This is a genomic window from Maribacter antarcticus DSM 21422 (assembly GCF_000621125.1).
In the GTDB taxonomy this organism is placed as follows: Bacteria; Bacteroidota; Bacteroidia; order Flavobacteriales; family Flavobacteriaceae; genus Maribacter; species Maribacter antarcticus.
On sequence record NZ_JHZC01000005.1, the window covers coordinates 58117 to 71671 of the forward strand.

Annotated in this window: 13 protein-coding genes; 3 read left to right on the plus strand and 10 right to left on the minus strand. The window is 37.1% G+C overall.

The features are described 5' to 3' along the window. Window positions 1-65: 65 nt before the first annotated feature. Together Q360_RS0103705 and Q360_RS0103710 are read left to right on the plus strand one after the other, a co-directional pair. Window positions 66-365, plus strand: a complete 300-nt coding sequence (locus Q360_RS0103705) for a hypothetical protein (protein WP_027075889.1) — start codon at window positions 66-68, stop codon at window positions 363-365. Window positions 366-503: 138 nt separating this feature from the next. Beyond that, window positions 504-1388, plus strand: a complete 885-nt coding sequence (locus tag Q360_RS0103710) for a sterol desaturase family protein (RefSeq protein ID WP_027075890.1) — start codon at window positions 504-506, stop codon at window positions 1386-1388. Between the two features lie 70 nt (window positions 1389-1458). Here Q360_RS0103710 and Q360_RS0103715 read toward each other — a convergent pair whose 3' ends face one another. The 9 genes from Q360_RS0103715 to Q360_RS0103755 form a co-directional block, all read right to left on the minus strand. Beyond that, complete coding sequence (locus Q360_RS0103715; protein WP_027075891.1) at window positions 1459-2034, minus strand: hypothetical protein; 576 nt, start codon at window positions 2032-2034, stop codon at window positions 1459-1461. Window positions 2035-2050: 16 nt separating this feature from the next. Next, entirely contained in the window at window positions 2051-4447 is a 2397-nt protein-coding gene (locus Q360_RS0103720) for a TonB-dependent receptor (protein ID WP_027075892.1), read from the minus strand. A gap of 65 nt (window positions 4448-4512) precedes the next feature. After that, complete coding sequence (locus Q360_RS0103725) at window positions 4513-4794, minus strand: hypothetical protein (protein WP_156949998.1); 282 nt, start codon at window positions 4792-4794, stop codon at window positions 4513-4515. Window positions 4795-4866: 72 nt separating this feature from the next. Continuing rightward, window positions 4867-5193 carry a DUF6787 family protein gene (locus Q360_RS0103730; RefSeq protein ID WP_027075894.1) on the minus strand — a complete coding sequence of 109 codons (327 nt, stop codon included), beginning with the start codon at window positions 5191-5193 and terminating at the stop codon, window positions 4867-4869. 28 nt (window positions 5194-5221) lie between these two features. Next, window positions 5222-5692 carry a DUF6146 family protein gene (locus Q360_RS0103735; RefSeq protein ID WP_027075895.1) on the minus strand — a complete coding sequence of 157 codons (471 nt, stop codon included), beginning with the start codon at window positions 5690-5692 and terminating at the stop codon, window positions 5222-5224. Between the two features lie 67 nt (window positions 5693-5759). Further along, a complete protein-coding gene (locus Q360_RS0103740) occupies window positions 5760-6392 on the minus strand; it encodes a DUF937 domain-containing protein (protein ID WP_027075896.1) in 633 nt (210 codons plus the stop codon). 70 nt (window positions 6393-6462) lie between these two features. Next, window positions 6463-7413 (minus strand): D-2-hydroxyacid dehydrogenase, encoded by a 951-nt coding sequence (locus Q360_RS0103745; protein WP_027075897.1) that lies wholly within the window; start codon window positions 7411-7413, stop codon window positions 6463-6465. 100 nt (window positions 7414-7513) lie between these two features. Next, window positions 7514-8578, minus strand: coding sequence for a 3-phosphoserine/phosphohydroxythreonine transaminase (gene serC, locus Q360_RS0103750; RefSeq protein ID WP_027075898.1), 1065 nt, complete (start codon window positions 8576-8578; stop codon window positions 7514-7516). Between the two features lie 162 nt (window positions 8579-8740). Then, window positions 8741-9805, minus strand: a complete 1065-nt coding sequence (locus Q360_RS0103755) for an acyl-CoA reductase (protein ID WP_027075899.1) — start codon at window positions 9803-9805, stop codon at window positions 8741-8743. 135 nt (window positions 9806-9940) lie between these two features. Here Q360_RS0103755 and Q360_RS0103760 point away from each other — a divergent pair, with 135 nt between their 5' ends. Beyond that, window positions 9941-10294 (plus strand): 4Fe-4S dicluster domain-containing protein, encoded by a 354-nt coding sequence (locus Q360_RS0103760; RefSeq protein WP_027075900.1) that lies wholly within the window; start codon window positions 9941-9943, stop codon window positions 10292-10294. A gap of 80 nt (window positions 10295-10374) precedes the next feature. Here the strand turns inward: Q360_RS0103760 and Q360_RS0103765 are convergent, their stop codons facing one another. Then, window positions 10375-13551: a TonB-dependent receptor gene (locus Q360_RS0103765; RefSeq protein ID WP_084273350.1), complete on the minus strand. Its 3177-nt coding sequence runs from the start codon at window positions 13549-13551 to the stop codon at window positions 10375-10377. Window positions 13552-13555 lie beyond the last annotated feature (4 nt).

Genomic DNA, 13555 nt, shown 5'->3' on the forward strand with positions numbered 1-13555 from the left:
ATCAGGAGTCACTATTTTTTGGCATCTTTGCTGTAATCCTTTTTGCGGATTATTAATTTGGAAGTATGTTAGAAACTAAGGATAAAAAATATAGGCACCTATTTTTAGGATTATTGTTCGATGCTATAGGTATGTTTTCCTTTGTTGTTCCCTTTTTAGGAGACTTCTCTGATGTATTATGGGCGCCGCTGGCTGGTTGGCTTATGACAAGGATGTATAAAGGAAAAATTGGACGGGCAGCTGGTATGATTGCTTTTATAGAGGAGATTATTCCAGGCTTGGATATTATCCCAACCTTTACTATAATGTGGTTATACACGTATATTTTTAAAAAGAAAAAAGGAGAAAAGGCGAAAGAGCTATAGTATTTATATCCTAAGTTATTTATGGTTTTTTGTACCAATCACGCTCATTAAATAGGACCTATATCATAAATCAAAAGTTATACTTTTACTTGTAATGAGTAAGGAATCAAGTTTATTCTTAGATTAAAAATCTGAATTATGAAAACTCTTTGGGATGTTTTTAGTAACGCTATTGTTGGTAGCTTGCAGTGGACATGGAAGTCTATATTGTTCGAAGTACCTTGGTATACTAATTATTTTTGGGGTTTAATTTTGATTTCATTACTTATATGGGGATTGGAAATTTTATTTCCGTGGCGTAAGAATCAGTCTGTATTCAGAACTGATTTTTGGCTAGACGGGTTTTATATGTTTTTTAATTTTTTTGCATTTAGCATTGTCATAAGTGGTGTTTACGGGATTGTAGCAGCGCTATTTAATACTTTGGGCATACATATAGATTCGTTTTCCCTGCTACCCGTTTCTACACTACCTCAATGGTCACAGTTATTGATATTCTTTGTGCTATTGGATTTTGTACAATGGTGTACGCATATATTATTACACAAATATCCATTTTTATGGCAGTTTCATAAGATTCACCATAGTGTAAAGGAAATGGGCTTCGCCGCGCACCTTCGCTATCATTGGATGGAAAATATTTTTTATAAACCATTAAAGACGCTTGCAGTTATGATTTTGGGTGGTTTTGAACCAGAACAGGCATATATTGTTCATTTTATTGCTATTACCATAGGGCACATCAATCATTCTAATATAAAAATCTCATGGGGTCCTTTGAAATATGTGCTTAACAATCCGGTAATGCACCTTTATCACCATGCGTATGAATTACCACAAGGAAAATTTGGAGTGAATTTTGGAATTAGCCTAAGTTTTTGGGACTATATTTTTAAAACAGACTATATACCTGAGGAAAGTGGAAATGTTACCCTTGGTTTTAAAGGTGATGAAGAAATTCCAAGTGGATTTTGGAAACAAATAACCTTCGGTATAGGAAAATCCAAACCGAAGGATATCTGAAAAGTATAGTGAACCAATGTCTAGTAATGCGCTTACTATGTTAAGTGATGACTGGTTACTACAAAAAATACTATTCTACTCCTATGCTAAAACTCTGTGCAATATCAGTCTCGCCACCCGCGTCTGCTAATGTACCATCATTAGGTTTCTTAGGTTCGTGACGTAACGTTACTTGCAAGATTCCTGTTCCAGCATCACCGGTAGTTATTGTAAAGGATAATCCAACTGGATTGTTGTTTCCATCCACATCTACGTAGTCAAAGCCGGATAAGGCACCACTGACATTATAGAAAAATTGGTGCTCATCATCTTCTTCAGCTACTTCAAGCGTTATATCTTCCGCAGGGGATTCTGTTTCGTTCAATAACTCAATACTACCGGTATAAACCGTATTTGCTGATAAGGTGCCAGTCACGTTAATTTCTGGTGCATTAGGGCCATCACCATCCAAATCTTGAGAGCTTAAGGTAACTGTGTTTCCAGCAGCGGTAAGCGAAATGTTCATTGTAGTGATTACCTCTTCCTCATCTACCGCAACAGGGTTGTCATCATCGTTAGAACAGGAAAGTGTCATCAGTCCAAGGCTTAACAGTATTAATGTTGTTTTCATTTTTGTTTGTTTCTGTACTCGTTTAATTGTTTTCATTTGTTTCGGGTTTTAATTAATAATTATAGATAATACGTAAGCTTATATTCCTGCCAAGGTCGTCCACGAAATAACGTAGCCGGTTTAGGTACTCGCGATAGGAAGTATCTAATAAGTTGGTTATACGAAGACCAACATTCAAATCATTTTTATTACGAATAGAATAGGATGTTTCTGCATCCAGTGCCAATAAATGATAGGCTGGTGGAGGAGTATTGATAACCAGCTCTACTTCTTGTTGTTGTTCTGGAGAAAATACGTTAATGTTGGGTGGGAACCTTTTTTGCTCAAAAACATACCTGCTTTCTAATCCTAGAATAAGATTTTTCCAATTCGGATTTCGGTAAGAAATACTGTTGTTGAAGTTTGCAGGAGGTATGTTGATTAATGGAATATTGGCACTTATATCAGTGCCGCTTACCCAAGAAAAGTTATGGTCCGTTCTTATTTTTAAGCTCCAATTATTGTACACCGATGCATCTAAACCAATAAGCTGGGCATTAGTTTGCCTGTATGCCCACACAGGAAATGCACCTCTTATAGTAAATTCAACGGCAGTGGGTTCCAATACGATAAAATCGTTTATGGTATTTAAGTACGGAGCCAAAGTATAGCCCCATTTGGAACTATTTTTCTCCAATGATAGAGACACCTTATTGGCTGTTTCGCTCTTTAATCTTAAATCGCCTAGCTCTATCCTTGCTGCAGAATGGTGTAGGCCTTCACTAAAAAGTTCAGACGGATTTGGAGCCCGTTGTGCCAAAGCGTAATTAAAGCGGAGTTTTGTTTCCTTTCCAAATTGATATTCAAAACCTGCGGTAGCAGAAATATTATGAAAGTCAAAAATAGGATTGGTAAGTAGTTGCGTGCCTAAATCCTCTAAAATAATCGCGCTAAAATCTTCGTCATATCCACGCTCATCCCAACGGGATACTCGATAAAATTTTTTAGCATCGATCCGAGAAAAATCATATCTAATACCCATATCTAGCATTAGATTATCTTTTAATTTGTATTCAGCTACCCCAAACACTCCAAAATCATATTTGTTATAATCAGGAATTAACCTTCTAACACCGGTATCGGGATTTGCAAAATTAATTTGGTATCTACCAAGAAGACCCGTTTTTACTTCTAAACCGTCTTTTGAATCAAACCGAAAGTCGGTCGATATGGAGTGCGTTGTAAGACTTAGATCCAATGAGGCTTTATTGGCATCTGCGCCTACTCGCACATCATATTCCAACCTGCGATTTTCTTGAAAGTCGTACTGTACATTTAATTTACCCAAGCCTTCAAATCTCCTGTAATAATTCAGTTTTCCAAGATGATGGGTCACTTCCTGATTTGGCTGTTCTATTATGTAGCTAAAATCGTTTATACTATTAGGTTGCTGACTGTTTATAGATTGGATTAAATCGTCTACGTTCCCAATATGTGAGGCTCTTAAAATACCAATATCCGAATCAAAAAAGGAGTAATAGGCCTCATAGCCTTGAAGAAAGTCTCTTTTACCAATAGAAATGGATGCCCCTTTTTCTTGGATACCTGTATTTGTAAGTAAATAATTAGGTGTTTCTAGGTCACCCAATTGTTTAAATGATCCCTGTCCTTTGATATAAAATCCAGAATTATAGGATTTTGTTAAAGATGTAGTTATGTTCCCGCCACGACCATTAGAAAATAAATTGGTTTGGGTCTTTCCAAAGAGAGAATCTGTCCGTATAATGGGTAGTGGATTCATAATTATTACTCCACCAATAGCATCACCGCCATACTCCAAGGCAGCAGCTCCCTTTACCACACTAATATCCTGATTAGCATTGATATCAACATTTGGGGCATGCTCCTCACCCCATTCCATATCCTGCATACGAACGTTGTTATTCAATATTAGAACTCTACTTCCCATAAGTCCTTGGATTACCGGTTTCACAATATTTGCACCAGTATTTAAGGAAGATACCCCTGTTAAAGTCTTTAACGCATCACCTAGACTATTACCACTATACTTTTCTACTTCCTTAAGTGACAAACGTCCTTCTTGTGCAGACGATGTGTTATTGGCAATTGCTCCGGTAACCTTGACCTCATCAAGTTCCTCTAAATGGTGTTCGAGTAATATTTTTTTATACGTATCTCCGTTTATCGTTAGGGTTATAAATTCTGAAGTACATTCCGGATGGGAAACTTCCAGTTCCAAAATACCATCACACAGTTTCTCAAACCTAAACTTACCTTGGTTGTTTGATACTGTTTGCTTATTTTTTCCTGTAATGATGACTGTTGCACCTGTTAGGGGTGTGTTATTATGAAAATCTATGATTTCTCCTAAAAGGATAGACTTGCACTCCTGAGCTGTGCTTATGCTGCCCCACAGGCATACAAACAGCAGTATGACATTATATTTCATAATATGAATATTACGCTTAATTCAGGCAATCCGAAAATTGCCCCAAAATAGTTTGGAAGTAAGTACTAAATTGAATTTGGCGGAGGTCTGCCAAAGAAACTAAAACGTAAATAGGAAGATGCTAAAACAACAGGGTAAAGTCTCACCTGTTCTTTTGTCTCAAGGTTTGATGAAATTTTTGTGCTGGTGGGTAAAGGAGGTAATATAAGTTCAGAATGCTGATTTTCTATCCCCAACTCACAGATAGCACAATTTTCTATATCATCTGAAGTAGTACTATCTTGATGCGTATACACATGAAAAGAGGATACCTTGAATAACATCAAGGCAAACAGCAGAACTGTCACGCAATTAGAAAATAGTTTTTTCTTCAAGTCACGAAAATAATCAAAGGAATAGTATTTAATGTTAAAGAAAACCTAACTCTTATTATTAAATAAATACTTTAGCCCAATTCTTTCTAGCATTTTCTTCTCAAAAGCCCAAAAGAATCTAAACTGGCCAAAAAGCCAACCGTAAACAACCAATAACAATTGATAGAACGGGAATATAAGTATAATGCGTAATAGCCAATACAATGTTTGACCCCACCAAGCATCGGAAAAATTACTTAAGTCCATTCCAATCCAACTTAAAAAGGGTTTGGCTACATACACAGATGAGGAGCCTGTAATACCAAACACAACAAATATTACTAATAATTGCCAATCACTAGAAATACCCCAACGTTCCTTTAATCTCTTCATAGCTTTTTACAAGCCTCAAAAATACTTTTTATATGCGAGGAACAAAAGCGCCTAGGCGTTGATTATACTTGCGCTGGAAAAAAATAAAATAATTATACATTTTATAATTCACATCGTATCCATAATCAATTCCCTGTTGATAGTCTATCCGCATTAAATAAAGGTCGGGATTAAACCTGCTGGGTTGCATAACTCTCTGGTTCCATTCTAATACCATAAGTCTGTTTCTATTTTCTAAAAAGGTTTTAGAATAGTAACCTTCAGGCCTTGCAACCGAATTTAGCCACGTAAAAAAACCAGGGTCTATGATGGTTATTTCATACTCCACATCTTCGTTCGAAATGCTTACGGGCCCGTCTTCCTCTGAAGCAAAAGCCATTTTTTCCTCTTCAGATATTGAAAGGGCCTCTTTAGACGTTCCGCAGCCAGAAAGCCATACTAGGCTAGTACTACAAATAATAACAACAAATAGATTTCTAAAATTACGTTTCTTTTTCATACTGTTAAGATACAAAAAAAGCCGCTTGGGACTACAAACGGCTTCTAATACTAAAAGATTTTAATACTTATTTTCCAAACAAGCCTCCTAAAAGTCCACCAAGACCTCCTTTTTGCTTAGTACTTCCCATAACCATTCCGGCTACATCATCCAAGATACTTCCGTCTCCATCTGCGTCCAATAGGGTAGTGATTAAACTCTGATTTTCTTGAGGTTGTCCTCCTAACATACTACCTAACAATGTATTCATTCCACCAGCATCGCTAACGTTATTTTTGGAAGTCTGTTTTCCAATAAAGCCCATTACGATGGGTGCGGCTATTTTTAAAATTTGTGCGATAGAACCAGCATCTAGATTAAATTTTTGGCTAAGTGCATTTTCCACTTGTGGTTGTTTGCTTCCAAATACATGACCTAATATGCCTGCGCCGTCCTGCATAATAGAATCGTCTACACCACCTCCAAAAAGACTTCCTAGGTTATCTAAAATACCACCATTATGTTTTCCAGATAAAGCACTCATAAGACCTGTAGCACCATCAGGCGAAGAAATATTTTTTTTCATGGCGCCTAAAATTAACGGCATTGCCATACTAAGCACATCAGATGTTTTTTCTTCTGGCTGTCCTGTCTGACTAGCTACACCACTTATTAATTGTTTGCCCATTGGGCCGTTAAGTAAATCTAATAATCCTGACATAATAAAATATAGTTAATTTAATGTTTGGGACAATGTACAAAAAGAGTTTTAAAAAGAAAGACTACCAACTCTATTTTAAAAGTGTAATTATCTGATTGGCAAGTTCTAAACCAATACGGTCTTGTGCTTCTAAGGTGGCAGCACCGATATGCGGACTAAGAGAGATATTAGGATGCATCAAAATTCGTATTTCAGGACTAGGCTCGGATTCAAAAACATCCAATGCGGCAAAAGCAACCTTTTTGTTTTCTAAAGCATCTATTAAAGCAACTTCATCTAAAGTACCCCCTCTAGCTGCATTTAAGACACCTACACCATCCTTCATTTGTTCAAATTCTTGTGCTCCCAAAATATAGCCTTTTTGTGTTGGAACATGTATTGATATAAAATCAGAAGTTTTTAAAACTTCTGATTTACTATTGGATTTAAGGGCAAAGGACACCTCTTGTTCGTCAAAAAATCGCAAAGTTAACATACAATTTTCAATAGCCGGGTCAAAATAGACAACGTTCATTCCTACTCCTAAAGCAATTTTTGCAGTCGCCTGCCCGATTTTTCCAAATCCAATAATACCAAGGGTCTTACCCCTAAGTTCCGTTCCTGTGGAATATGCTTTCTTTAACTGCTTAAAGTTACTATCGCCATCTAAAGGCATATTTCTATTTGCATCGTAAAGAAAGCGCACGGCGCCGTACAAGTGGGCAAAAACCAATTCTGCTACAGATTCCGAAGAGGCCTCAGGTGTATTGATTATATGCAGCCCTTGTTTTTTAGCATAAGCTACTTCTATATTATCCATACCAACTCCTCCTCGGCCTATGATTTTTAAACCAGTACAACCGTCTATTACATCCTTGCCTACCTGCGTTGCGCTTCTTACCAAAAGACCCGTAATATCGTTCTCATTGATAAATTGTATCAATTGCTCTTGGGCCACATGAACGGTAACTACTTCAAAATTTGACTGTTCAAGTACTTCTCTTCCGGCTTGGGATATACCGTCGTTTGCTAATATTTTCATTTATGTTTAAACTTTTTAACCAATTGATGTATAGCTACTTATATCGAAAGGCATTGTCACTTTCTACTTTAAGGCAGACCTGCCGAAAGGCTTTCCTGATTTACCCTTTGCGTTCCATTTCACTCATTATATCTACTAAAACACCTACACTGTCAAGAGATAGAGCATTGTACATACTTGCTCTGTAACCGCCAACGGACCTATGCCCGTTTAGACCATTTATACCTGCTTCTTTTAATAAAGTTTCGAAAGTGTCTTTTAAACCTTTTACAGTAATACTAAATGTGGCATTCATTATAGAACGATCTGCCTTGTTAGCGTATCCATCAAAAACAGGATTCAAATCTATTTCCGAGTAGAGTAACCGTGCCTTGTTTTCATTTACTTTTTCTATAGCTTCTATACCTCCTAAGTTTTTCAGCCATTCCAGCGTAAGCATTGAAGTATATACAGGAAAAACAGCTGGTGTATTGAACATGCTGTCCTTGCTTATGTGTACTTGGTAATCGAGCATCGAAGGAATCTTTCGGGATACTTTACCCAGAATATCTTCTTTAACAACAACCAACGTAGTCCCAGCAGGACCCATGTTTTTTTGAGCACCGGCATAAATTAAGTCGAATTGAGAAAAGTCCAGTATTCTTGAAAAAATATCAGAACTCATATCGCAAACCAAGGGCGTCTCGGTAACAGGAAATTTTTTGAACTGCGTTCCAAAAATGGTATTGTTGGAGGTTAAATGTAGATAGTCCAACCCTTTTGGCACGCTATATCCTTTGGGGATGTAGTTAAAATTTTTATCCTTTGAAGATCCAACCTCTAAAACCTCTCCAAAAAGTTTAGCCTCTTTAATTGCATTATCGCTCCAAGTACCCGTATTCAAATACCCAGCCTTTTTATCTAAAAGATTGTAGGCAACCATTAAAAACTCCAAGCTGGCGCCACCATGAAGGAATAAAGCTTTATATCCTTTACCTTCTAAACCCAAAAGCTCTAATGCTAGGGATCTTGCTTTCTCCATAACTGCCACAAAGTCGGTACTTCGGTGAGATATTTCGATTAACGAAAGACCGGAACCGTTAAAATCCATAACTGCCTCCGAGGCTTTTAACAATACTTCTTGTGGCAATATACACGGCCCAGCACTAAAATTATGTTTTTTCATTTGTTTGCTTTTAATTTCTAGCCTCTCGGCTTTTTAGCTATGATTCACCGTAAAAATCCATTTCACTTTACAGGACTTACTACTGCTACGTATTGAAAATTAATATAATGAGGTAAAGGTCAGAAATTTCCAACTAACGTGTCTTGTAGAATTTAATTAATTCTAGGATGTTTTTAACAGGAATTCAACAGTATCCACACCATCTGCATAATCCCATAATTCCGGTGTTTGAGTTTTTCCAAAGGCTATTTCGTTTGGAAAGAAACCGTTGGAAACCACACACTGTATAGCTTCCTTATCAGCCGCTACTCTCTGTTTTACCAACTCATCGGTATCATACGTTTCATAAAAAACAGTAGCAATAGGGGAGGCATAACTTGCATCCTCTTTTAGCATAAGAAAGCCGTTATCTAGAATATTGAATTCACTCATGAGATAAACAGCCTTGTTATAATCATAATTATTAGCGTATTTATGCTGATTGATTATTTGGTTATGATGGAATTGAGCTGTAAAAAACGCATCAAAATTATATCCTTTAGGCACAAATAATTTGGAAACACTTCTGCATCCTAGTCCGTAATATCTAAATATATCCTCCCCTAAAGCCGCTAGTTCCAGTTCCGACTCTTTGCCGGTAAGAATAGCAACAGAATTCCTATTCTTGCGAATGATATTTGGTTTTTTTCCAAAATAATACTCAAAGTAGCGAGCGGTGTTATTACTACCTGTGGCTATAGCTGCATCAAAACTGGTTAAGCGTTCTTCGGTAAATTGTACACTATCTAAAAAATTTGGATTTAGAAACCCCAAATAATCAACAATCAAAGGCAACAATTGTTTGTCGTTACTTGATAGTTTTACAATTGCTGTATTTCCCGTAATTAATACAGCCAACAAATCATGAAACCCCACTAAAGGTATATTTCCGGCTAAAATTAGCGCTACACGTTTGGTTTGGTTCTTTGACATATCGTAGGTGGATAACCAGTGCTCAAGAGTATCCTTGGAAAGTGCCAAAGCCCATTGTTTTAAAGCAAATAGTAAATTCTCTTGGGTAAACCACCCGTTATGATGGTGAGCCGTTTCTATGGTATGGTTAAATTTGGAAAACCATTCCAAATGTTCCCCCTGCATACCTGTTTTATTTTTTATGGCAGCGCAGTATTCACCAAGAAATTCGCCAAGTTTAACAAAAGCTTCTAAATTAGATTTGTGTTCAGTCATTATATTTGTCAAAGGAAATTTTAGAGATTATCTTTACACAAAAGTAAGGATACTCCATAAAACATTTTTAATGAATGTTTTAGAATATTATGAAAAGGAATTCGTTGTAAAACGACACATGCTTAAAAGAAAATTATGGCGATTATAATAACAGATGAGTGCATAAACTGTGGGGCTTGTGAACCAGAATGCCCAAACACTGCAATTTACGAAGGAGCTGACGAGTGGAGGTATAGCGATGGCACCTCTCTAGAAGGCAATGTAGTTCTCCCCGATGGAAAATCGGTGAATGCCGATGAAGTTAAGGAGCCCATTAGTGATGAAGTTTATTATATATCCCCTGACAAGTGTACGGAATGTATAGGCTTCCATGAAGAGCCGCAATGCGCTGCTGTTTGTCCTGTGGATTGTTGCGTTCCGGATGATAGCCACGTAGAGACTGAAGAAGTGCTGCTTGGAAAACAAAAATTTATGCATCCAGAGGATTGATTTTGTTTATTTTGGAATATAAGAAAGCTGCCATAATAATTGGCAGCTTTTTTTTTGCTTACTAAACTGATAATAAGAGATTATTTAAGTGAAAAGCTAACACGAGCAAATAAGAATCGACCACCAATTCCAAATTGTTGTGCTCTTCTAGACCAATCAAAACGTCCGGAGCTTCTATTACCAAAAGCTTCGTTCGCTCTATCTGGGTAAATATCAAATAAATTGTTAGCCCCAATTGTAAACGTTAGGTCATCCGTAGCCTTATAGCCTATAGAGAGATCAGTCACCAACTTAGTGCCAAATACTTGCTGATTGGCAACAGTGGTCGTAGCTTCTGTAACTTCTCCAAAGTATACGTTTCTAAGGAAAACTATCAATTTGTTAGATGTTAAACTGTTAGAAAGATTGACTTTCGTCCTTGGTACAGCTTCTTCTAGGTAAACTCTACTATCTTCAGGGAAGTACGTATCTACTAGTCCTGCATTCTCTAGAACTTCGGATGCGTTAATTCCGCCCACTTGTCTTGTATTGGAAAATGTCCCTGCCAAATCAGATTTTAATCTCCAATTATCTCCTAAATCTGTTTTATGAGTAATTACAAGATCTACTCCCTTGGATTCCGTATCAATAGCATTTGCAAAGAATGAAGCTGCGGTTGCGTTTGCTTGGTTAAGCAGATTGTCCAGTTCCGTTCCAGTACCTGGTCCTTTAAATTGGCCTGTATATACAACCCTATCATTGATTTTGACAAAATATCCATCCAAGGTGACCGTTAAGTTAGCATCTGGAATTTTGGCTGCAAGGCCCATGCTTATGCTACTAGACGTTTCTTCTTTTAGTTGAGGAATCCCTAGCAATTGTGCTGCTCTACTGTCATTAGAAAAGGTGCCAACTTCTTGAGGGTTTCCATTCTGATCAAAAATTGTCGATGTAGAATTAAAATTTATTTGATGTAAAGATGGTGCTCTAAAACCTGTGTTCACTGCACCACGTATATTCACATTATCAGTCAACTTATAGCGTGTAGCAATTTTAAAATTGATAGTTGATCCAAAATCACTGTAGTTTTCAAATCTAGTCGCGAAACTTGCTAGAAATCTTTCCGTAAAATCCGCTTCTATATCAAGATATCCTGCAACACTGCTTCTTCCTCTAGATAGCTCATTACTAGGACTAAACCCCGGAAAAACCTGAGAACCACCTGGTCTGGAATTTCCAAAGAAATCTTGTGAAGCTTGCTGCGAAGCTAACGTGATAACTTGTCCATCCGCGGTATATTGAGAATAGGAGGCAGTTTCACCCGCTTCGATCTGATAATTCTCAACACGAAATTCTGATCCAAATGCTACATTCAACCCAGACATTGCATCACCAAAAAATTGACTTATATCTAAATTCGTCGTATTCTGCGAAAAAGAAAATCCACCTGCATCAAAAGTAGTTGGAGAGGAGCTCTGTTGAGAAGCATTAAATGTATTCCCAATAGTGTATTGGAAGGCGTTTTTACCATATGTATTACTGAAGTCTACATTCCAGTCCCCAATCATTCCTTTTATTCCTGCGGATAAAGATTGATCTTGGATTGCAGAATTAATCTCAGGTAAAAATCCGTTGATATAAGCAGGTGTATACGTTCTACTTTGATTTGGTAGTCTATAGAAACCGGCGGAATTACCTATTCTAGAACTAATTCCAGCAAATGAATATAATTCTGTGCCTCTGTCATCTAGAGGTAATGAAAAATTAGCGAAAAATCTTCCACCTCTTAAGGCTGATTGTCCAACCCTCATGTTGTAATCACTTCTTTGCTGTCCTCTTGCCGTTAATTCAGCGTCTGTAGTATCACCCGATAATATAGGCTGCAAATCAGCTTTGGTCGTTGCTCCATCCAAATTGATATTTGCTGCGTTGGCATATTGGATTACATCAGCAACATCATCATCCAATAAATTAGCTAAATTATATCCATCCGCAGTTGCAAAACGTTCAACGGTATTATAACCATTAAAGATATTCCCTTCCCATTCTTTCATACGACTGTAATCTTGACGTACATCAAAATCCCCTGAAAACGTAATATATCCTCCTTTGTCACCAAGTCCAATACCATAACTAGCGGCTATGTTGGTAGTTTCCCCATCGGAGCCACCTGTTTGCCCATTTGCATTTTTAGAAAAATTAGCTCCTGTTGTTACTGAGGCCGTAAGCTCGTCTACTGCAGTATTTAAAACGATATTAATCACCCCTGCAATTGCATCTGAACCGTATTGAGCTGCTGCTCCATCTCTAAGAACTTCTATCCGCTTTATTGCTGCAGCTGGAATCGCATTCAAATCTGTTCCTACACTTCCTCTACCAAACGTACCGTTTACATTTACTAAAGCGGAAGTATGTCTTCTCTTTCCATTTATCAGTACTAAAACTTGGTCAGGTCCTAAACCTCTTAACGAAGCTGGATCAATATGATCAGTTCCATCAGATATAGTTTGAGTATTTGAAGTAAATGAAGGCGCTACATAATTTAATATCTGATTCAAGTTTACTTGGGGTGCAACGCTATTCAATTCCTTAATATCGATAACATCAACAGGCACACTACTTTCAGTTGCCGTTCTATTGGGGTTACGCGAACCGATGACTACTGCTTCGGACAGTTCTAGACCCGCTAAAAGAGTTATTGACATTGGAGTGTTCTTCGCTGTAATTTCTTTTGTATTAAATCCAATGTAAGAAACGACTAGAATGCTACCCACTTTTACATTAATTTCAAAATTACCATCAAAATCTGTCGTGGTTCCTAACGTTGTTCCTTTCACCACAATAGAGGCGCCAGGGAGCGGTGTACCATTATCATCCAAAACTTTACCGGTAATTGATTGTTGACTTACGAATAGGTTTGAAAGGATAGGGTTAGTTATAGTTTCTGAAGTAATATTCACAGATTTAATCTTAGCTCTTTTTTTATGATAAAGTACATAATACTTATTCCCTAAATACTCAAAATCAAAACTTGTTTTACGTTCAAGTTTGTTGATTATCTTATCTAGTGCAGCGTATTCGTATTCTGCTGGATTTAAACTGGTAGTCTCAACCAATTTTGGGTTGTAGGTAAAAAACACTTCGTGTTTGGAGCTTATTTCTTTAAGAAACTCACTTAAAGTAATTTCTTTTTTTAAATTCTCTGAGGCTTGTAAACCAATACTACTTATAAAAAGTAGTACCGCTAGCAGCGTCTTAATTTGCTTTTTGGTTCTCATAGTA